At 27.2% G+C, this 23,371-nt stretch carries 19 protein-coding genes; 14 read left to right on the forward strand and 5 right to left on the reverse strand.

The window, feature by feature from the left end; genetic code table 11:
• Positions 1-201 precede the first annotated feature (201 nt).
• Positions 202-1,143, reverse strand: coding sequence for a magnesium transporter CorA family protein (locus BUA48_RS08260; RefSeq protein ID WP_072831586.1), 942 nt, complete (start codon positions 1,141-1,143; stop codon positions 202-204).
• A 1,561-nt stretch (positions 1,144-2,704) separates the two neighbouring features.
• Here BUA48_RS08260 and BUA48_RS08265 point away from each other — a divergent pair.
• Positions 2,705-3,193 carry a hypothetical protein gene (locus tag BUA48_RS08265; RefSeq protein ID WP_072831587.1) on the forward strand — a complete coding sequence of 163 codons (489 nt, stop codon included), beginning with the start codon at positions 2,705-2,707 and terminating at the stop codon, positions 3,191-3,193.
• Positions 3,194-4,148: 955 nt separating this feature from the next.
• Here the strand turns inward: BUA48_RS08265 and BUA48_RS08270 are convergent.
• A complete protein-coding gene (locus tag BUA48_RS08270) occupies positions 4,149-5,303 on the reverse strand; it encodes a zinc-binding metallopeptidase family protein (RefSeq protein ID WP_072831588.1) in 1,155 nt (384 codons plus the stop codon).
• A 170-nt stretch (positions 5,304-5,473) separates the two neighbouring features.
• Between BUA48_RS08270 and BUA48_RS08275 the strand changes: the two genes are divergently transcribed.
• From BUA48_RS08275 to BUA48_RS08310, 8 genes are all read left to right on the forward strand, one after another.
• Entirely contained in the window at positions 5,474-5,686 is a 213-nt protein-coding gene (locus tag BUA48_RS08275; protein ID WP_072831589.1) for a sigma factor G inhibitor Gin, read from the forward strand.
• The gene (locus tag BUA48_RS08280) at positions 5,665-7,098 is read left to right on the forward strand and encodes an aminotransferase class I/II-fold pyridoxal phosphate-dependent enzyme (RefSeq protein WP_072831590.1); all 1,434 of its coding nucleotides are present in this window, start codon (positions 5,665-5,667) and stop codon (positions 7,096-7,098) included. Before BUA48_RS08275 ends, BUA48_RS08280 begins: the two co-directional genes overlap by 22 nt.
• A gap of 183 nt (positions 7,099-7,281) precedes the next feature.
• A complete protein-coding gene (tmk, locus tag BUA48_RS08285) occupies positions 7,282-7,917 on the forward strand; it encodes a dTMP kinase (RefSeq protein WP_072831591.1) in 636 nt (211 codons plus the stop codon).
• A 420-nt stretch (positions 7,918-8,337) separates the two neighbouring features.
• On the forward strand, positions 8,338-8,667 hold the full coding sequence (locus tag BUA48_RS08290; protein ID WP_072831592.1) for a cyclic-di-AMP receptor: 330 nt from the start codon (positions 8,338-8,340) through the stop codon (positions 8,665-8,667).
• Between the two features lie 41 nt (positions 8,668-8,708).
• Positions 8,709-9,647: a DNA polymerase III subunit delta' gene (locus BUA48_RS08295; RefSeq protein WP_242944322.1), complete on the forward strand. Its 939-nt coding sequence runs from the start codon at positions 8,709-8,711 to the stop codon at positions 9,645-9,647.
• A gap of 1 nt (position 9,648) precedes the next feature.
• Positions 9,649-10,596 (forward strand): PSP1 domain-containing protein, encoded by a 948-nt coding sequence (locus tag BUA48_RS08300; RefSeq protein WP_072831594.1) that lies wholly within the window; start codon positions 9,649-9,651, stop codon positions 10,594-10,596.
• Positions 10,597-10,847: 251 nt separating this feature from the next.
• Positions 10,848-11,102, forward strand: coding sequence for a YkuS family protein (locus BUA48_RS08305; protein ID WP_072831595.1), 255 nt, complete (start codon positions 10,848-10,850; stop codon positions 11,100-11,102).
• 287 nt (positions 11,103-11,389) lie between these two features.
• Positions 11,390-12,097, forward strand: coding sequence for a LysM peptidoglycan-binding domain-containing protein (locus BUA48_RS08310; protein WP_072831596.1), 708 nt, complete (start codon positions 11,390-11,392; stop codon positions 12,095-12,097).
• 54 nt (positions 12,098-12,151) lie between these two features.
• On the opposite strand, the gene BUA48_RS08315 is transcribed toward BUA48_RS08310, so the two are convergent.
• A complete protein-coding gene (locus BUA48_RS08315) occupies positions 12,152-12,415 on the reverse strand; it encodes a cysteine-rich small domain-containing protein (protein ID WP_072831597.1) in 264 nt (87 codons plus the stop codon).
• A 240-nt stretch (positions 12,416-12,655) separates the two neighbouring features.
• A complete protein-coding gene (locus BUA48_RS08320) occupies positions 12,656-14,641 on the reverse strand; it encodes a fructose-1,6-bisphosphatase (RefSeq protein ID WP_072831598.1) in 1,986 nt (661 codons plus the stop codon).
• 502 nt (positions 14,642-15,143) lie between these two features.
• Here BUA48_RS08320 and BUA48_RS08325 point away from each other — a divergent pair.
• The 4 genes from BUA48_RS08325 (at position 15,144) to BUA48_RS08340 (ending at position 20,529) form a co-directional block, all read left to right on the forward strand.
• Complete coding sequence (locus tag BUA48_RS08325; protein ID WP_072831599.1) at positions 15,144-16,757, forward strand: ABC transporter transmembrane domain-containing protein; 1,614 nt, start codon at positions 15,144-15,146, stop codon at positions 16,755-16,757.
• A gap of 706 nt (positions 16,758-17,463) precedes the next feature.
• Positions 17,464-18,204, forward strand: coding sequence for a tRNA1(Val) (adenine(37)-N6)-methyltransferase (locus BUA48_RS08330; protein ID WP_072831600.1), 741 nt, complete (start codon positions 17,464-17,466; stop codon positions 18,202-18,204).
• Between the two features lie 23 nt (positions 18,205-18,227).
• Complete coding sequence (rsmI, locus tag BUA48_RS08335) at positions 18,228-19,073, forward strand: 16S rRNA (cytidine(1402)-2'-O)-methyltransferase (protein ID WP_072831601.1); 846 nt, start codon at positions 18,228-18,230, stop codon at positions 19,071-19,073.
• A 334-nt stretch (positions 19,074-19,407) separates the two neighbouring features.
• Entirely contained in the window at positions 19,408-20,529 is a 1,122-nt protein-coding gene (locus BUA48_RS08340) for a C40 family peptidase (RefSeq protein WP_072831602.1), read from the forward strand.
• A gap of 648 nt (positions 20,530-21,177) precedes the next feature.
• Here BUA48_RS08340 and BUA48_RS08345 read toward each other — a convergent pair.
• Positions 21,178-21,417 (reverse strand): AbrB/MazE/SpoVT family DNA-binding domain-containing protein, encoded by a 240-nt coding sequence (locus BUA48_RS08345; RefSeq protein WP_072831603.1) that lies wholly within the window; start codon positions 21,415-21,417, stop codon positions 21,178-21,180.
• Between the two features lie 696 nt (positions 21,418-22,113).
• Between BUA48_RS08345 and fsa the strand changes: the two genes are divergently transcribed.
• Positions 22,114-22,758 (forward strand): fructose-6-phosphate aldolase, encoded by a 645-nt coding sequence (gene fsa / locus BUA48_RS08350; RefSeq protein WP_072831604.1) that lies wholly within the window; start codon positions 22,114-22,116, stop codon positions 22,756-22,758.
• Positions 22,759-23,371: the final 613 nt, after the last annotated feature.

The following is a 23,371-nucleotide window of genomic DNA, read 5'->3' on the forward strand; positions in this document are numbered from 1 at the left end:
CTTGTAATTTAAAAGGGTTACTTAGTTATTAGGTAGTTACCTTTTAAAGAGTATAACCTATATATTAGTAATTTGTAAGTTAAAAAGGTTACTTAGTTATTAGGCAGTTACTCCTTGAAAATCATAGCTTACAAATCTAAATGAAGTATGATTTAGCTTTGTAGTATATATAAATTTATAGAGTTTTTAAATGGTTTAATTTTAAAACATTTTTTTCTTACTTAAATAGAATCCTGTTACAAGGGATAATATTATGGATACCCCTATGGCATACCAAAAGCCCATTGGCATATTTTCGAATGGTATACCTGGTACGTTCATACCCCAGAATCCTGATATAATAGTAGGTATAGCTAAAACTATAGTAATTGATGTAAGGAATCTCATTACTAAGTTAAGATTGTTTGAAATAACAGATGCAGATGCATCCATTGTCCCAGATAGGACATTACTATATATATGTGTCATTTCAATAGCTTGCTTTGTTTCAATTAATACATCTTCTAATATATCTTTATCTTCTTCATACTTCTCAAGTAATTTCAGCTTAAGCATTTTATCAAAGGTAAGTTCATTGGATTTTAATGAAGTAGAGAAATATATTAGTGAATTTCTAAGATATAAAAGATGCATTAATTCTTTATTACTCATAGATTTTTGCAACTTCTTTTGTATCATTAGACTCTTCTTATCTATTTGTCTTAAACAAACTAGATAGTAACTTGCAACTCTATATAGAAGCTGTAATATGAATCTAGAACGTTTAAAAGTATAGAAATTTTTTATGTTACCTTTTATAAAGTCATTAGTAATTCTTGTATTTTTCAAACAAATGGTTATTAATTCCTTTTCAGTGTGGATTATTCCTAGTGGAACAGTATCGTATGTAAGTGAATTATCCTCCATCTCTGTAAATGGAACGTCTATTACAACCATTATAGTCTGATCTTCTATTTCAATACGTGATGTTTCTTCGTCATCTAGTGCAGCACGTAAGAACTCAATTGGTACAGAGGTTTTCTTTGATAATAATATTATATCTTGATCTGTTGGTGAGACTACATTTATCCAACATCCTGGTTCTATATTTTCTAATTTAGTAAGTTCGCAGTTTTCATCTACGGTTTTATAAATTGAAATCATAACAATTCTCCTTAAGCATTTTATATTAGTTGTAATGTGAATTTTAAAATATTGAAATCAAAATTAATAGTTTACTAAGCTAATTTTTAAATTATTGTATGATTTATAATAAATTATATGTTATCATATAAAATTCAATATACATAGAGAATAACTTATATGAGATATTTTTATTTTACAGTAAATCAACTATTTATAATATACTCATTTTTATAGAAAATAACTTATGTATAATTTATTCTTTCATTTATCATATAAATCAATCTAATAATATTAATATAAATTATTGTACTTTTAGATGCACAAAATGCATTATTATGCTTTACATGAAGTTTAGTTACCTTACTTTAAAATTATAAATGTAAGTTTATTTAGTAGGTATATAAGTTCTAATTAATATTTTACATTTATATTAACGGTTAAATTTATTCTATAATAAACCTTATATCTAAAAAGAATGAATACTCTTTATTAGACTGTAGGTATTTAAGTTTTAAAGTTATTAAATGTACTAAACTTATAGTGCTATACCTTAATACATATTAAGGTACAGAAATGCCTTACTATATAATAAAGCTGAGAAGTGTACTTAACATATATAAGTTCTAATTAATATTTTACATTTATATAAATTATTGATTTAATTTATAATAAACCTTATATCTAAAAAGAATGAAAATTCTTTATTAGAATATATAGCTTATAATTTTGATTAAAGGTTGTAACTATTAAGTTTGATTAAGTATATAAATAAAAGGGTAATGAATATTAATGTTCATTACTATATCTTGTTAATATGAAAATTTTCATATTAAAATTTATTTAGTTATATATTTTTTCAACTGATTTTATAAATCATACTAAGAGTAAAGTTTACTTGATAAGCTTTACTTTCAGTATGTTATTAGAAATATCTATTGAAAGTATAGAAGCTAATGCTAAAACTTAACTAATCAACTATAACATTATAATTAATATACCAGTTATAACAGTATAGTTAATAGACTAGTTATAGAAGCATAATTAACAAAGCAGCTATAACAGAATAATTAATGGACTAGTTATAGAGGTATAATTAACAAATCAATTATAGAGTTACAAGCAATAAACTAGTTATAAAGTTATAAGTAATAGACTAGTCATAGCATTAGAATCAACAAACTAGTTATACCAGTATAATTAATAAACTAATTATAACATTAAAATTAATAAGTTAAGTGGAAATTATATAAAAATATAAACTAATGGTTTATTATGGAATAGAATATTATTTTGTATTTTTATATAAGTATATAGAGCTTAAACAATATCTTGTGAATGTAAAAAGAATTTTTATTACTAGGCTTTGAGTATTTAGCCAATAGTGTATGATAAATGGAGAATAATCAAGCAAAGGAGCATTTTATGCATTTACATTAGATTAAACAGGTATAAGGGGGGTATAAGCAATAATTTAAGGCTTTTTAATGATAGCTAAATATTCAAATCCCTAGTATAATCTCAAGGGTAATGAACATTAGCAAATATATGTTATTTTTAATTATTAAGGGGGATAAAGGTCATGGCGCTCTATAGGGAAACGGTTCAAAGAAGTTATTCAGCCGTTATTCTTATCGTATCTGTAATGTTAGCTTTTAATATTTTTTTGTCTGACTGTGTTGAGAGAAGTATAAGCACAGCAAATTATATTAAGATATCTAGGATGTTTTTCTTTGGTATTATGGTGTTTTTTATATTAACTGAATTATATAAATTAAAGGTGAAATATAAATATACTATTATAGCTCATGAATTAATTATTCATAAGATTATTGGACATGAAGAGATCGAGGTTGAAAAGATAGATATAACAACTATTAAACAAATGAAGAAGTGTCATGGTATAGATGCTATGGTTCCTTCAGTTTTTAAGGGTAGAAAATATATGGCATCATCCTTTAATGGAAATAAACATTATTGTGTTTATAACAATGATGGTGAAATTAGAAGGTTTTATTTTGCTCCAAGTGATAAGCTGATGAGCAAATTGAGAAGGTATAATATAGGATAATAAAGTTACTACTTTTAACATAGTAACTTTACTAGTTTAGTGGATGGATAAAACCATAAATTCTATAAGGGATTTATGGTTTTATTCATTTTAAACCTAAGATTTTAATTGTAGGTTAATTAGCTAATTACGAACCTTAAGTTAAGTGTTTCTAGTACTTAACTTAAAAAGTAAAAGTATAATTTTCAAAGATTTTTTTAAAATTCTTAACTATAAAACTCCTAAAGAGTTGTTTGAATCGTATTTAGATAAAATATATGAAGTCTAAGTAAATTCAAGTATTTAAGTCATACACTTAAATACTTGAATTTGTTATTGCAATATAAAAAAGTTATTTATAAATTTAACCTCATAAGCTAAGGTATATTTACTATAATTATAACTCATAAAGTAAAAGTATAATTTTAAAAAGATTTTTTAATTCTTAACTATAAAACTCCTAAAGAGTTGTTTGAATCGTATTTAGATAAAATATATGAAGTCTAAGTAAATTCAAGTATTTAAGTCATACACTTAAATACTTGAATTTGTTATTGCAATATAAAAAAGTTATTTATAAATTTTACCTCATAAGGTAAGGTTTATTTACTACAATTCTAACTTATAAAGTAAAAGTATAATTTTTTTAGGATTTTTTAAAAATTCTTAAATATAAAACTCCTAAAGAGTTATTCGAATCGTACCTAGATAAAATATATGAAGTCTAAGTAAATTCATATAACATAGTCGCTATAATAATTTTATATAGTTAGATTAAGATAGCGGTTTTATATAGGTATATTACAGTTCAGTTTTGTAGTTATAAAAAGTTAAATTTATTTTAAAATTAACTTTAACTTTTATATTTTTATTAATAAATTAAAGAAATCATTAAATTTATAATAATAATTAAGAGTAAACAAAACCCTATTAATTTATATTTCATTATTATTTGTATTTATTAAAAGGTAGAATTTTATTTTATATTTTTATGCAATTCAAGATTCATTTCTTTTAATAAATCATTTTTTTCAATCACATCTACTCCTGTTATTGCAAGAGCATTAATAGCGGTAATCATTGCATCTATAGAATACTCACTTAGAGTTTCATCACCAAATTCAGGTGAAGGAAATTTAATATCCTTATTTTTAGTTATTCCTATTGAAGGATATATACATGGTGTAGTATGGCTTATTGTACCGATACCTAACCCAAGGGTATTTTCTTTAGCTTTATCAATATTAATTATTCCACATTCCTTCAGATTGTGTGTGAATAATCTTGATAGTGTTGAGTTAGACAATAGATTTTCTGTAGGCATACCACATAATTCAATACTGCCTTGCACTCCTAGTATTGATGATGATGAATTTACAAAGTTCCTTATCTTATTTTCTAGATCTTCACTATATTTAGCACAGCAACTTTTTATAGAGAATTTCGCTTCGGCCTTTTGCTTTCCATCGGTTAAACAATGTATAGCTTCTATAGAAATATTGTCTATCATGCATTTAGAGCATGAACTTTTAATTAGTATACTTAGAGTATTAAAAGTTAGTAAACAAGCGTCTAATGCAGGATTTAGGCTGTTATTTAAAGCGTTACTATTATAATCACAACTGTAGTTGATTTTTAGTGGAATAGCAGCCTTAGAATCACCACTTTCAACTGTATCTATGTAACTATGAGGACACATGATAACATCCATATCTTCAAAGATATTTTCTTTTACCATGGCTAATTCAGAACCATTAAGATGATCTCCAGGACAACCTATTATGGTAACAGAGCCACCAATTAAGGAAATTACGCTGGATAGGGCTAATGCAGCTCCTACACTCATTGAGGTAGAAAGATTATTCCCATATATGTGTCCCTCTGGATAACCATTGTATTTACAAACATAACATACCTTAGGGTGACCAGAGCCATATATTCCATAAAATGAAGTTTTCATGTCCAAAAAGTTATCAGTTACTTCAAATTTATGCTTTCTTAAAAGTTCACAAATATATTTACTTGAATTTTGCTCACTAAAGGCTTCCTCACAGCTATCATAAAGATATTTATTTAAATCTATTAATTCATCTTTTATAGTACTAATGTACGAAATGATTTGTTGTCTCATATCTTCACTTCCTTTTATAAAAAAACTTGAAAAAGTTCGAATTATGTATATACCAATATTATTACCTAAAAGAATAATTTTATTTGTGTTTATTACCTGGGTAATTGAATAAAATATATAAGATGAGGCAAGTATTTTAATAGTTACTAATGTGTTATAGGGAGGAATTTATGAATAAAAATAGTTGTTTAATGTGTAGGAAGCCTCAAGATAATGGTATAATAATTTATGGTGTTAATATTTGTAGGGAATGTGAATTGAGATTAATTAATGTGGATGTAGACACAGATTTTTATGAATATTATAAAGAAAAAATAAAGAAAAGTATAGTAAGTGTTATTTTAAGAGGAGATGAGCACAATTGGCAAAACTACCGATTGTAGAAGGAATAGAGAGGTATATAAAAGAAGAAAATATTAGTTTTTGTATGCCAGGTCATAAGAATGGTAAAGGCTTTTTAAAGACTATAGAAGGAAGAGAACTTTTTAATAATTTAATAAGTGGAGATATAACAGAGGTTGATGGAGTTGATAACTTACACAATCCAGAAGGTATAATAAAGGACGCAGAAGATGAGCTTAGCAAGTATTATAAAAGTAAAAAATCATACTTTCTTGTTAATGGAAGTACAAGCGGTAATTTAGCTATGGTTTTTTCATCCTTTAATGAGGGTGATAAAATCATTGTTGAAAGAAACTGTCATAGATCAGTTTTTAATGCTATCATAATGAGAAAGCTAAAGCCTGTATATCTTAAAAATAAAATAACATCAAATTTTGATGCTCCTTTATCTATTGATAAGGAGCATTTTTTAGAGGTTATATTAGAGAATAAGGATGCTAAGGGCATTTTATTGACATACCCTAATTATTATGGTGTATGTTGTGATTTAAGATATATAGTTAAGATAGCTAAAGAAAATAATATGAAGGTGTTACTTGATGCAGCGCATGGTGCTCACTTTGGTGTAAACAATCTAGTACCTAAGAATCCAATGGAGTTAGGAGCAGATATGGTGGTTATGAGTGCACATAAGACTTTGCCAAGTTTAACACAAACTGCATTTTTACATATTGGTGAGGATGTACCTATTGATAAGGTTGATTTTTATGTTTCAGCTTTCATGAGTACAAGCCCCTCATATATGTTTATGAGCTCTATGGATTATGCAAGATTTTATCTTCAAGAATATGGAGAGCAGGAGTATATAACTTTATATGAAATAGTAGAGAAGTATAGAGAGAAAATAGATGAATTAGAAGGATTTAAGTGTTTAAGCAATGAGGTTATAAAGAAAGAATGTGAAATGCAGTGGTCAGGTGATTATGATGCTACAAGATTAGTTATTAATCTTAATAAGGGGTACAGTGGGCATAAGTTGCTTGATTATTTAAGAGCAAATAAGATTCAATGTGAAATGAGCAGTAATAGCTCTGTTGTATGTATTCCAACTCCTTTTAATGATGAAGAGGATTTTGAAAAGCTTTATTTAGCCCTTAAAGATTGCGATTTAGAGTGCATAACGGACAAGTATTATGAAGCAGTTACATGTGATTTCCCTAAGCAATATAAGCTGCCTTATGAGGTTATGGAATGCGAAGGAGAAGAGGTAGCTCTTTCCATGTGTAATGGAAGAATTGCTAAGGGGTTTATAGTTCCCTACCCACCAGGTATACCTTTAATTATGCCTGGGGAGGTTATAAGTACTGAAATTATTTCTGTATTAGAGCACTGCATTGAAATTGGGCAAACTGTATTAGGAATAAAGAATGGAAAGGTAAGTGTATGTAAATAACTTACATAGTGCCTAGTTTCATTATCTTGCAATTTGACCTTAATATGATATTATTTTAATACAGGTTTATATAAGAAATTTTATAGCTTAGTATAGAGGTTTTTATAGATTCTATAGCTTAGCATATGTATTTTCATATATATTAAGTTTTAAAATATATAATTAAGGAAAGAGTGACGCTTTATGAAAAAGGGATTATTTATAAGTTTAGAGGGCGGAGAGGGTTCAGGAAAGACTTCTCAAATAGTTGCTATATCTGAATATTTAAAGAAACATAATATAGATCATATAATAACTAGAGAACCAGGTGGAATAAGCATTTCAGAACAAATAAGAGAAGTTATCTTAAATAAGCAAAATACAACTATGGATGGAAGAACAGAGGCTTTATTATATGCAGCTGCAAGAAGACAACATTTAGTTGAAAAGGTTATACCTGCACTTAATGAAGGAAAAGTTGTAATTAGCGATAGATTTGTTGACGCCTCTTTAGCATATCAAGGTTATGCTAGGGGATTAGGTATTGATGAGGTAATGGAAATTAATGAATTCGCTATAGACGGATATATGCCTGATTTAACATTGTTTTTAGATATAGACCCACAGGCTGGCTTAGATAGGATTGCTAAGAACTCACAAAGAGAGGTAAATAGGTTAGATTTAGAGGCATTGGATTTTCATAATAAGGTTAGAGAAGGATATAATATCTTATTAAAGAATTATCCAGAGAGAATTAAGCTTATAGATGCTAGTAAGAACTTTGATGAGGTTTTTGAGGAAATAAAAAAGGTTTTAGATAAGTATATAAGAGTTAACTAATTAGTGAAAGAATATATTTGAATATTTAATAATAAATATATTTTGGTTTTGATGTTTATTGTACGGTGATAAACATAAGTTTATTTTGGTACGTATTGTACGGTAATAAGTATATTTTGATTTTGATGCTTATTGTACAGTAATAAATATATTCTTATTTTGTTATTTGGTATGCATCTAAGTTTACAGGACACTTTAAACCAAGATTAAAAGCAAAACCAAAATTAGAAGTAAAACTATACATAACTAAGGTATGTTACTTAAAAACATATAAATTCATTATTTTTAACTTATATTCTTTTAAATTTGTGCATAGTTTTATATAAATTATCTTAAATTTGTAAATTATCTTTTGGTAATTATGAAAGTTGTGGTAGAATTATTATAAACTATTTTTAATTTAAGGGGAGGTAATGGGATATGAAGTTAGTAATAGCTATAGTTCAAGATGAAGATGCTCATGATTTAATAGAGGTTTTAACAGACAATGGTCACAGGGTTACAAAACTTGCAACAACAGGTGGATTTTTAAAATCAGGTAATACGACTTTAATGATTGGGACAGAAAAAGATAAGATTGATCAAGTGACAGCAATTATTGAGCAAGTATGTAAAACTAGAAAACAGGTTATAACTACTCCATCATCAGCTGCAGGCACAAGTGGTGTATATGTACCATATCCAGTAGAAGTTAAAGTAGGTGGAGCTACGGTATTTATAGTAGATGTAGATAAGTTTTTCAAATTTTAATTAAATACTTGGCTTAAGGTTTAATAAAGGAGAAGATGAGCATGAAAGGTATAATTGGACACAAATCACTAGTGAGTAGTATTTACAAAGCTATTGATACCGGCAGACTTTCACATGCTCATCTTTTTATAGGTGAGGATGGAATCGGTAAAAGCATAATAGCTGATGAGTTAGCATTAAGAATCTTAGGTAAAAAAGAGGATTTAGAATATGCTGACTTGGTTAAATTCAAGGTAGCTAAGGATAAGAAGTCCTTAGGTGTTGATGAGGTGCGTCAATTAATTTCTGAAATTAGTAAGAAACCTTATGAAGGGGATAAGAAGGTAGTTATTATATATGAAGCACATAAAATGACCGTAGAGGCTCAAAATGCTTTTTTAAAAACGGTAGAAGAACCTCCACAAGGAGTTTTTATTATATTATTAAGTGAAAGTTCTGAGCAGATTTTAGACACTATAAAGTCAAGATGTCAAATACATAACTTAAGGGCTTTAAGTGGTGAAGAAATAAGGCAATACATATATAGAAATTATCCTGATAAAAGTGATGATGAGATTTCTATGCTTATTGCATATAGTAAAGGAATTCCAGGAGAAGTTGATAGATTTTTAAATGATTCTAAGTTTATGTCGGTTAGAGATATAAGCAAAAGAATTATTTTATTAGTTGGAAATAGAGATGTAGATAGTTTCATTGAGTATATAGGTATTTTAGAAAAATATACGGCTTATTCTGAAGAGTTATTAAGTTGTATACTATCATATCTAAGAGATGGTATTATATATAAGGAAACTAGTAATTTAGATCTTGTAATTAATAGGGATAGTATAGACTCTATCAAGGATATAGCTAGTACACTATCCTTTAATAAGTTAAACAGCTTAATAAAGATAGTGAATGAGACTAGGGATAATTTAAATAAAAATATTAATGCGAGAATGACTTTTAATATGATGCTACTAAATATGTTGGAGGTGTAAAATGGTAAAGGTTATAGGAGTTAGATTTAAAAAGGCTGGGAAGATATATTATTTCAGCCCTAATGATATAGACTTAAATAAAGGTGACTTCGCTATAGTTGAAACTGTAAGAGGTATTGAATTTGGCGAATGTGTCATTGGTATAAAAGAAATTGATGAAACTGAGCTTATATCACCTTTAAAAGATGTTATAAGAAAAGCTACAGAGGAAGATATAAAGCAAAATAAAATCAATAAAGAAAAAGAAGTTGAAGCTCTTGCTATATGTAACGAAAAAATAATAAAGCATAACTTAGATATGAAATTAATAGATGTAGAATACACCTTTGATAACAATAAAGTTATATTTTATTTTACAGCAGAAGGAAGAGTTGATTTTAGAGAATTAGTTAAGGATTTAGCTAGTATCTTTAGAACTAGAATAGAATTAAGACAAATTGGTGTTAGAGATGAATCTAAGATGATAGGTGGAATAGGACCTTGTGGTAGAAGCTTATGTTGCTCTACATTCTTAGGTGAGTTTGCACCTGTTTCTATAAAGATGGCAAAGGATCAAAATTTATCTCTTAACCCATCTAAAATATCAGGTATATGTGGAAGACTTATGTGTTGCTTAACTTATGAGCAAGATACATACAAACAAATACGTGAAAAAATGCCTAAGGTTGGCTCTGTAGTTAGTACTGAGTTTGGTGAAGGTGAAGTTATAGAAAACAACATAGTAAAAGAACAGGTTAAGGTTAAATTTGTTGGAGAAGAAGAAGATATCATTGAAGAGGTAAAAATCAAAGATTTAACCTTAGTAAGTGGTGGATATGTTGTTGATGATAGTGATGAGGTCATAAGAGTTGAAATAGAGGATTTTGAAGATAGCAAAGTGCTTGGCGACCTATTAAAGGAAGAAAAGGCTAAGGTTAAAGTTAAAGAAGTATTTAAAGAAAATAAATAAAAAATATGGCTATATTTAGAGTTATATTATAATTTTATGTGAAATCAAATTATTAAGTTATAACTGTTGAAGCTTGGTAATTAAATGTAGTATAATACAATAGAATTAATAATAAACTAACAATTAAAGCACATGCATACAAATAAGGGTTCATAGTTTTATATACTATGAACTTTTATTTTTTTTATGAATATTGAAAGTGAAAATACAGATAATAAGCATGTAAATATATTTGTTAGGAGGAAGATAACATGAAAAAGGTTGGAGTAGAACAATGCTTATCACCAGTAAAGGATTTATTAAATAAATCAGGCTATAGTGTAAGTGAAATTAAAAATCCAAATAATAAAGGATGTTGTCAAAACTTTGATGCTGTAGTATTAACAGGACAAAGCATTAATATGTTAGGTATAACAGATGCAACAACAGATGCAGTAGTTATTAATGCAGATGGTATGGAACCATCACAAGTAAAACAACAAGTAGAAGAAAATATAGGTAGATAAATATAAAGCACCATGAAATATTTCATGGTGCTTTATATTTTTTTATGTTAATACATGTGACCTAATAAACAATATTTATTCTATTTAAGAGGTAAGAGCATTATGGAATGAATACAAAGATTAATATAAATTTAGAATATTAATTACAAGTTATATATAAGAGAAAAATATTTTAGATAAATAATTAAAAAAAGTTCAATTAATTGTATAAACTTATGAAATATGGCAAGTATTTAAATGTAAGCAAGAACTAATTCTACATTAAATGTTTAGAGAGGAGTGGTTTTATGGAGAAGAAAAAAGTTTGGATTACATTAGGGACAGTTGCAGTAGTGGGAGTATCATTATTTGCTTCAGTGAAGCTATTTGGTAATACAGAACCTAGCGCAAAACAAGCTATGACTGATGAGATTGCAGTTGTAGAGAAAGATAAAAAACAAACTGACAACAAAAAAACAGAGGACAAAAAAGTAGAAGAAAAGAAGACTGAAGAAAAGAAAACAGAGGAAAAAACTAATAGTACATTAGATGAAAAGAAAGTTGAAGATAAAAAGGTAGAAGATAAAAAAACTGAAGAGAAGAAAGAAGATGACAAGAAAACTTCTTCTAAGAAAATAGCTGTATTTGATGATGAATACGAAGTTAAAAAAGGAGATACATTATTTTCTGTAGCTAGAACTTATTTAAAAGATGTAGATTTAGCTGAAGCAGTATCTTTAATTAAAGAAATAAACCACATAGATGAAAAAGCTAATATATTAGTAGGTAGCAAGATATTAATACCAACAGAAGAAAACTTTAAAACTGCAAAGGTTGATGGAAAAGGCGAAGCTTATAAAGTTCAAAGCGGAGATACTTTAACTTCAATTGTAAAAGCAAAAATGAGTTGGTGCAAACCAGAAGATGGATTAAAGAAAATAATGGAAAATAACTCAATTAACAAACCAGAAGATTTAAAAGCTAATCAAGTTATTTACATACCAACTCAAAAATAATATGAGTTAAATAAAAATCACCTAATGAAATGGAATCATTAGGTGATTTTATTATTATTTATTCTTTGTAGCTAATTCAGAAATCAGTTCCCATTTGGACATAATGTATTCATAGCCATTTTCAGAGTGAGGAATTAAGCAATTACTACAATCCTTTATATTAGCTTCGTTGTATACGAAGTTTCCACCACACTTTGATCCTAAAGTATATAGTGGACAATAACAGAATAAGCAATTGAATTTGTCCTCGTTGGCAACTTTATGACAAGGGAAAAATTCACACTTTTTATGTTGTGAAAACTTATAGTTTGGTCCCATAATTAACACCTCGTATAATTTGTATTGTTATAATACAATTTATTGTAGATAAGAAATTAATATACTATATATTTCAATAAATAATCATAAAGAAGATTAAATTGAACCTAAAGCCATTAAAAGATGCCAAACAACACTGTCTTATAGTAATTTTATATTACTAATAAGATTGAGTTTAGTTTATTCAATGTATCATAGATTAATATAGATTTTAAGTTCTATCTATATATACAGTATATTTTATGAGCGTTCTTTAATCAACCCTGATCTATAAGCACATAAAAGCATTTTTAAATCTTCAATTTGTTGTTCTAACTCTAAGCCCCTGTCAGTATCGTATACTCTTTTTCTTGTAAAGTTCTTTTCAAGAACTATTGTAGAGGAAAGTATATCTACCTCTTCTAAAATAGCCTTTTGTATAGATTCGAAAGGTTCATGAGCCACTAATGTAAGTCCAAAGGAATTATATATTAAAGTGTATCCTGCAAGACCAGTTTCTGATTGGTATGCCTTTGAGAATCCACCATCTATAACTAATAACTTACCGTTAGCTTTTATAGGGCTTTCACCCTTTATAGTTTTTACTGGTACATGGCCATTAATTATATGAGAGTCCTTAGGACTTAGCCCAAATTCCTTTAAGATTTCTATACAAGTATCTTCATTATCTCTAAGAGTAAAATATTTATTCTTAGTTTCTGTCCAAGATGACTTATCTTTAATAAAATATCTTTCGAAGGTTGTCATTTTATTCTTACCAAATAAAGGTGAGAACTCTCCGCTCCATAAATACCACATGAAGTCTAAACAAAGTTTATTGTATTCATCGGTATTTTTACATTTTTGAAAATAAGCATCTCTAGCTAATCTATCAAATTTATCAAGAAGGGATTTACCCCAATAATATTTGTTTTGAATTTTAACCTTTTTAAAATTACCATCCTCATCTAAAGGAACACAAGCATGATATAGTAAATTTGAATTAAAGGCTAAATATAAGCTTCCCTTTGAAAACAAGAAAGAAACATGCTTTTGTAACTTCTCACAGTTCATAAAGTAAGAAGTTAATTTCTTAATTAATTCATTTTCATCCTCAGTTAACTTATAAGGGTCTTTAGGATCTATAGTAGGGAAGTTCTTATCTAATAAATCATAAGTTACACCATCTATAGATATAGTACCTTTTTCGTAGTCTATTTTATCTAATAATAATCTATTAGCCATTTTGTCAGGGTAACTTCTTTGAATGGTTTGTCCCTCAAGCTTGAATTGTATGATTGCAATGGCTTTATGCATTTTAGATAAAAGAGTTAAGTCTTTATCACGACATGTGCTTTCTGCACATATCTTAGGGAAGAATTGAGTACAAGGATCATCCTTATAAACTTCTAAAGCAAAGGTAGCAAGTGGAAGAAGATTTATACCATAGCCTTCTTCTATAGTTTTTAAGTTACCATATCTACCAGAGATACGAATAACACCTGCAACACAAACTTGAGATCCTGCAGCTGCTCCCATCCATAAGATATCGTGATTTCCCCATTGAATATCAACGGAGTGATGATTCATAAGAGAATCTAGTATTATATGTGCACCAGGCCCCCTATCATAGATATCACCTATTATGTGTAATTGATCTACAACTAGTCTTTGAATAAGAGCACATATAGCAATTATAAATTCATCTGCTCTATCTATGTCAATTAAAGTTTTTACTATTTCAGTGTAATATTCTTGTTTATCTAATTTACTCTGCTCGTGAAGTAATTCTTCTATTATATAGGAAAAGTCCTTTGGAAGAGCCTTTCTAACCTTAGAGCGCGTATATTTAGAAGAAACATTTTTACAAATATCTATAAGTTGATATATAGTTATTTTATACCAATCATTCATATCAGTTTCAGTTGTCTTTATTAATTGTAATTTTTCCTCAGGATAATATATTAATGTAGCTAATGTAGCTTTTTCGGATTCTCTAAGTGAATTACCAAAGATATCATTTATTTTACGCTTTATTACCCCAGAAGCATTTTTTAAGACATGGGTAAAAGATTCATATTCTCCGTGTATATCGGTTAGAAAATGTTCAGTACCCTTTGGTAAATTTAAAATAGCCTGAAGGTTTATTATTTCAGTACACGCAGAAGCTATATTAGGGTGCCTATAGGATAATAGCTCCAAATACTTAAGGTTATCTTCAAGAATATTTATATTTATTTCATCCATTTTTAATTCCCCTTTAAGCAAATTTATATTATATAGTACAATATTCTTAAAATGAACAATGTGTTATACTAAATAAATATTTGATATATATATAATAACACAAAAAGCAAAAAAACCATATTTTAAATGTAATAAATATAATAATAAATCAAAAATATAATATTAAATTTATTATTAAAGTTTTCAGTATATGCATATGTAAAAATATGAGATAATATTATAGAGTCCTAATATGAAAAATTTAGCACATATAAAATAATATCATGAAAAAGTTAAAGAACTTTTATTGTATAGACAATTTAAAGAAAGTATTTTATATTTTAAGGAAAAACTTATTTATCTTAATATCTAATCTAGATTTCCAGAGAAGTTAAGTTGTGAATAAAACATATATAGTAGAAGGACTAATAGTAAATATGACCGAGTTAATGAATTTAGCATATCAGAAAATATAAAAAACAAGTGAAAGAGGTATTAATTATTTAGGAAAAGAGGATATTTAATGAAAGATATTAAATTTATTTTAGGTTTTGTAAAAAGGTACAAGTACGAGGTAGCATTGGGGTCAATTCTAATAATATTAACACCCTTAATAATCTTACCAATACCTATGTTGGTAAAAAATCTTATTGATGTAGATATACCAAAGGGAGACATAGACAATATAATTAAATATTCATTTATGATTCTAGCTTTATTTTTTATCAGTAAATTATTTTCATTTATTCAATCAAAAATATTTTACATAACTAACTGCAAAATGGTTCAAGATATTAGATCTACCTTAGTTTATAAATATTTTAATAGCAATATTTTGAGCACCTTAGATTATGATAAGGGTGATATAACAACAATAATAGAAGAAGATATTAAGAATATAAGTATATTTTTTGTTAATAAAATTGCAAGTATTGCAAGAGATATAATATCTATAATTATAAGTGTGTATATGTTAATAAGCATTTCAGCAATAATGTCTACGTGTGTTTTAATAGCTATGGCAGTCTATTTAATCGTAACAAAAGTATTTAAATTAAGATTAGAAAATATATTCAATAATTATATGAAAGCTATAGCTGAGAGTAAAAATGAATTGATTGATTTGATTAATAACTCTGATTTTATAAAGGTTAATAAATATCAAGATTATGCTGTTGATAGATATGATAAAACAGCAATAAAAAAAATGAATTTAAATATAAAAAGAGGCAAGATAACGATTTTGGGGAATACACTAATATCCACTATTTCAGAATCCTTACCTTATATATCCATATTATTTGGAGGAATTCTTGTTAGTAAAGGACATTTTTCTATTGGTTCAATTATTGCTTTTAACACATACTTAAATAATTTTATAGGACCATTAGGTAATTTATCAGAGTATAACTTTAACTATAGAGAAGCTATTGTATCCTTAAAAAGGATGATGGATATTTTCAATTTAGAGACTGAAGATACTTCAGAAAACTGCGATGAAATTGAGAGTATATGTATAAACAATGTTAGTTTAGAGTTGAATAATACTGAGATATTAAAAGATATTAATTTTAGAATTAATAAAGGTGAGAAGATTTTAATTTATGGAGCTTCTGGCTGCGGAAAAACTTCCTTAATAAATTGCATTATAGGTGCTGTTAATAAAACAAGTGGTGATATTACATATTTGTCAAAGGATAATAAGCCTTGTGATTTTAATTGTAGCTATATTAAATCTGATGCCTTTGTATTTAACTCGCATGTAATAGAGAATATTTTTTTAGATAGGCAAGAAGATAATGAAAAAATATTAACTCTATTAAGTAGTCTAAATATTTCAGAAGCATTTTTAGAATGTGCTACAAATGCTTCTGAATGTTCTCATGGACAAAGACAAAAGTTAAATTTAATCAGAGCTTTGTATGATGAGCGTAAAGTTTTGATTATTGATGAGGGTTTATCTAATATAGACTCTAAAGATTTGAATAATATTATAGATGGATTATTGAATATAGAAGATTTAACCTTAATTATGATCTCTCATAATACTGAAATGAGAAGTAAATTTAAGAGGATCATAAATATGAAGTCAGGTAAAATACTATTAGATGAATTAAATTTACATGAGGTATTTTAATGTTGTCTTATATATATTTTGTAATATCAAATCTACATCATCGTAATTTATTACATATTAGATTTTTTTATCCTATAAAATATGAAGGTAGTTTATTTAATGATATATATATAACTTATTAATTATACAATTATAGAAATAATTAAAAAAAATAGAAAAATAAATTTATAAGTGTATAAAAACATTATAAGTGTTAATAATTAATAGTGTAGAGCAAATATTAAAAGCCCTTATATCCCTCAATCCCCTTATATAGTGTAAGCTTAAGAACAATTTTGTATCTTACACAATAACCCCATAACTAAATGTTAACTCCCAAGAAAGCCCTTTATAGTTTGACTATAAAGGGCTTTTTAAAATATTTAAATAGTGCAAGTTTGCAAGGGTAACTCATAAATATTATAATATTAGAATAATAAAGAAGCTTACCTTCTATAAGATCCTAATAGGGATGTAAATTATATAAGATGTAGGAGTTAAATCTTAATGAATCCATAGGAGAAAGGTTTAATATATATGGTAAACTAAAGCAGTACATTATATTTGTATAGAATAGAAATGTTTTTATGTATTAAATTATCATGGGTTAAGATGAGCATTTTAAAGCATATAGTGAATGAAGGAGATATACACAGATGCTATGAAGGTTTATTTAAGGTTTTAATTATATAGAGGATATACTTAAAGGTATAGAAAGAGAGAATTTATGAGTCTTATAAGAATAGATGAAACATTAGATGATTTAGGAATAAGGGGTATACATGTTATACAGAAAAGAGAGGGCTTTAGATTTGGAGTGGATGCTGTTTTATTAGCTAACTTCGCAAAGGTAAAGAATAATTCTTCAGTCATAGATTTATGTACGGGAACAGGTATAGTACCTTTTATATTAGCTGGTAAAACAAATGCTAAAAACATAACAGGAATAGAAATACAGGAAGAGTTTGTGGAGATGGCTGAAAGGTCAGTGGAATTTAATAAGTTAGAAGAACGAGTTAATTTTATAAATGGAGACTTGAAGAATTTAGCATTATTAAAGAAATTACCTAAGGTTGAGGTACTAACTGTAAATCCACCATATAAGCTTCAGAACTCTGGAATTATCAATTTAAATGATAAGAATGCTATAGCGAGACATGAAATTTGTTGCACCTTAGAAGATGTAATTATCGCTAGTAGAATATTACTAAAGGATAATGGAAGAATGTATATGGTACATAGACCAGATAGATTAGTTGATATAGTTACACTTATGAGAAAGCATAAAATAGAGCCAAAGAGGATACGAATGGTTCACCCATCTGCTGGAAAAGCACCTAATATAGTTTTAGTAGAAGGGCAAAGGGATGGGGGAGCATTTCTAAAGTGGGATGATCCACTATATGTACATACTGAAGATGGTGGATATACAGATGAAATAATAAGTATGTATAATTCACATAAGTAATATAACAGATTAAGAGAGGATGGATTAACATGGGTAAATTATACTTAGTACCTACCCCTATAGGGAATTTAAAGGATATAACATTAAGAGCATTGGAGGCTTTAAAAGAAGCTGATTTTATTGCAGCAGAAGATACTAGAGTTACACTAAAGCTGCTTAATCATTTTGGTATAAAAAAATCTTTAATAAGTTATCATCAACATAATGAGCAGGGAAAGAGTGAAGATATAATAGGTATCTTAAAGGAAGGAAAAACAATTTCATTAGTAACAGATGCGGGAACACCAGGGATATCTGACCCAGGGAGTGTTATAGTTAAAAAGTGTATTGAGGAAAATATAGCTTTTGAAGTGTTACCTGGAGCAACAGCAATAACAACTGCCTTAGTATACTCAGGACTAGATACGACTAAATTTATATTTAGAGGATTTCTACCTAGGGAGAATAAAGAAAGAAGACCTGTAGTTGAGCAGCTTATAGATAGAACAGAAACAATAATTTTCTATGAGTCACCACATAGATTGTTAAGTACCTTAGATTTCTTATTGGAAAGTTTCGGAGATAGGAACATTGCATTGTGTAGGGAACTTACTAAGTTACACGAGGAAATCATAAGATTGAAATTAAGTGATGCGATAGAGTATTATAAGGAAAATTCTCCAAGGGGAGAGTATGTATTAGTATTAGAAGGAAAGACAAAAGAAGAGATAGAATTAGAAGAACAAGCTAAATGGATAAATATGTCTATTGAGGAGCATATAAAAAGTTATATAGATGAGGGAATAAAGAAAAAAGATGCAGTGAAAATGGTCGCAAAAGAGAGAGGACTATCTAAAAGTGATGTATATAAGCATTCTATAGAGTTATAAAGACTATATTAGAGGGTTTGAGTGAGGATATTATCAAAAAGTTTACAAATAAATTAAAAAAAAAGTTAATAAATATCTTAAAAATTTCTTAAATTCAATGTATTATAGTATACAGGGGCTATTGTATAAAGAAGCAGAAGAATAAATATATAAAAGAAACAATAGCAATAATTATTTTTTTAGAATCCTTAAAGTATTTACAGAAAAATGGTCATATGTCAAAAAAGATAGCAAAAAGGCTATTTTTATGGTATAATACGAGAGTGATTTTTATTTTTTAGGTAAGGATTATTTAAACTTTAAAGCTATAAAACTAAATGGGAGGGATTTTAGGGTGAAAAAGAAGATAGTAGCGGTACTTTTAGCAGCTGGATTTATATCGAACATGGTCGGGACAACTGCCTTTGCTACACCTACTAGAAGTGAGGCGCAAAACAGCATTCAATTAAAGGAAAAAGAAAGAGACGAGATAATTAAGCAAATTACTGAGGCGGAAGCTGAGTTATATAAAGATAATGCTAAGATTGAGAAGCTTATGGAAGAGGTAGATAAGTACAACAATCAAATATCAGAATCAGAAAAAAATATAGAGCAAACAACAACTGATTTAAATCAAGCAGAAGAAGATATCAAAGGCCAAAAGGATACTTTCGGCAAAAGAATGAGAGCTCTTTATGTTAATGGTGTTGATAGTTATTTAGAAATATTATTAAGTTCAGAAGGAATATATGACTTTATTACAAAGGCTGAAAACTTAAGAACAATTGCTAGACATGATAAAAAAATCATGAATGAATTAGAAGATAAGCAAACTTTAATAGCAGAGAAAAAAGAGACTTTAGAAAATGAAAAGCAAGCTTTGCTTTCTGCAAAATCTGAAAAAGAGGGTAGTTTAAGTGAATTAAATGCATCAAAAGAAGAGCATAGTAACAAACTATCAGCTTTAAAGAGCGAAAAAGATAAGTATGGTAGTGAAATATCAGAGTTAAGAGATATCGTAACTAGAGATGAAGTTGCAACAGCTCCAACAAGACCTAATAGAGGTGACGGAGAGAACCCAGCTAGACCATCTAATCCAGTTATAAATCCAAGTGGAGTTAGTGGACAAGATATAGTTAACTATGCAATGAATTTCTTAGGAGCTCCATATGTTTGGGGAGCAACAGGTCCTTCAACTTTCGACTGTTCAGGATTGACTTCGTATGTTTATGGTAAGTTTGGTATGAACATAGGTAGGACAACATATAATCAAATAAATTCTGGTAGAGCAGTATCTAGAGGTGAATTACAACCTGGAGACTTAGTTCTATTTGGAACTTATGCTGATCCATATCATGTAGGTATATACGTTGGTGGAAATCAATATGTACATGCTCCTACTACTGGTGACGTTGTTAAAGTTTCTTCATTCAGAGCTGGGGATAACTTCCTAGTTGGTAGAAGAATAATAAACTAATTTAAATTGATGAATCTTACTACTCCTTGTTTTTATGACAAGGAGTTTTATTTATTTTAAGCTTAATAGATAAGTTTAAGGCACAACTTTCAAATATATAAATCTGTAGCTTATTTTATTAAATAAAGCTTTAAATACTATGACTATTGTGTAATTTGAAAGTGTATAAGTTCTAATTAATATTATATATTTGTAGTAATAATTATATTTATATTTATTCTATAATGAGTATTACCTATAAATATAATTAAGATTATCTATTAGAATATATATTAAAACTAAAATATAAAGTTATTTATAACTATATATTAAGTTATAAATAACAAAAAGTATAATAACAAAAAAGATACAAAAGTTTATAAGAAGTATATAAGAGCTTTATAGTATAGAAAAGAACTATGTGTATAAAAAGTAAAGATTAGTGTCATACTTTAAAATAATATATAAAAATAAAGGACGTAAAAGAGAAAAGACGTAAATATAAATATTTATATAATATAAGAGATAAAAAAAGAGAAAAAAGATAATAAGTATAAAAAAGAAAAGAGTGTATTAGAAAAAATCTGATACACTCTTTTTATTAAATTATGTTTAGTTTTAGTTTTAATTATATGTTAAATACATTTTGGAATTAAATCTAATGATGTATTATTTTTTTAATTCTTCTAAACAGTTTTTACAGATATTTTTACCTTTGTAGTTGATAACGTCTCTAGCATCTCCACAGAAGATACAAGCTGGTTCATATTTCTTTAGAATTATTTGCTCACCGTCAACATAGATTTCTAAAGCATCTTTTTCAGCTATGTCTAATGTTCTTCTTAATTCGATTGGGATAACTATTCTTCCTAATTCGTCTACTCTTCTAACTACGCCTGTTGATTTCATAATAAAATCCTCCTTAAAATTAAGTATAAATATTGATTAGTAAAATATTTCAAACAAATAAAATTGCAATCTTCGACAATTCATAAATAAATCATAGCAAATATGACATAAAAAGTAAAGCTTAAATTTATAAATTTTCAAATTTGTTACAAATATAAATAGAAAATCTATCTAAAATTAATATACTACCAAATAATACAAAAGTCAATAAGTTTTTACAAAAAATATACATAAATTTACTTTTAGCTGTAAGCTAGATATTTCAATGATTTACGGAGTTTTTATTTGCTAAATCCTTTGAAATCAATAGATATCATTGAAAAATATAATACAAATAAGTTTAGTAAGTAATTGGAACAAAAAAAGAAAGTGTCGAAAAAAATGAGGTAATCTGTAGAAAAACATCAATAATACAGAAAAATAAAGAAAGAAGGCAATGATATTTTGGAAAAATAAAACTATTTAAAACCGAGAGTCTAGATAAAGTAAAGTGAATTTTATTTTTAAAGATTAAAACACTATATATGTGGAAATAATATGAAATATTATATGAAATAAATATTTATAGATATTTGCATAATTTAATACTCTTTTCAGAAAGCGTTTACTCCTATATAATGAATATAGTAATTGAATTATAAATAACTATAAAAAAATATATATTATTTATAAAATAAAAATTGGAGGTATTGAAGGATGAAAATATTTATTGATACTGCAAATGTTGAAGAGATTAGAAAGGCTGCTGCATATGGGATTTTAGATGGGGTTACAACAAATCCATCTTTAATTGCTAAGGAAGGTAGAGATTTAAAAGAAGTTATTGAAGAAATATGTTCAATTGTTGATGGTCCTATTAGTGCTGAGGTTATGAGTTTAGAATCAGAAGGCATGATTTCAGAGGGAAGAGAGTTATCTAAGTTACATAAGAACATTACAGTTAAAATCCCAATGTGTGAAGAAGGATTAAAGGCTGTCAATGTTTTAAGTAAAGAAGGAATAAAAACAAATGTAACATTAATATTTTCTGCTCAACAAGCTTTATTAGCTGCTAAAGCAGGTGCTACATTTGTTAGCCCATTTGTTGGAAGATTAGATGATATCGGTAATGGTGGAATGCAAATAATAGAAGATATAGCTGATGTATTTAGTATTTATGGAATAGAAACTGAAATAATAGCAGCAAGTATAAGAACACCAATGCATACATTAGAATGTGCTAAGGTTGGAGCTGATATTGCAACTATACCATATAAAGTTATAGCTCAAATGATTAAGCATCCATTAACTGATATGGGTATAGCTAAATTTATAGAGGACTATAATAAGTCACAAAAATAATTTGAAATTATTCCACAATTGCAAGTTATTAAAGTAATTGAAAAATAATTATAAACAACTACTTAACACATTATCCACATACTATTTGTGGATAATGTGGATAAGAATAAAAAGATAATTTTAAATAATTTGTATTAATATGAGGAAATAAAGCAAATTAGATATTTTTGGATTGTCCATAATTAAATAGTAGTTATCCACATATATTGTGCATAACTGTTATTTAATTGTGGATAATTATTAATATATTAATAATTTGATATAAAAAGAAGTAAAAGTTGCAAATTATTTAGTTGAAAAGCAGATTAAATAAGTGAATAATTTGTAAAAAAATAGAAAGTTTTAAGGTCTAGAAGGTAAAGACCTTGTAATGAGTTTATATTTACCGTATAATATAGATAATAGATAATAAAGGTTAGAATAGTTACTACCATTAACTTGGTATATATGTTAAATTTAAAATCAAAAAATATCTAAAGCAAGTTTTTATCAAGATACTGACAGGATTAAGTTCAGTTACACTCATGTTCAGTTGCAAGGTTTATTGGATAGCCGAATAAAGAAGATGCAAAAATTAAATTGTATTATGTTATGTGAGAAGGGTAGAATATTA

Source organism: Clostridium collagenovorans DSM 3089, from assembly GCF_900130005.1.
GTDB lineage: Bacteria > Bacillota > Clostridia > Clostridiales > Clostridiaceae > Clostridium_D > Clostridium_D collagenovorans.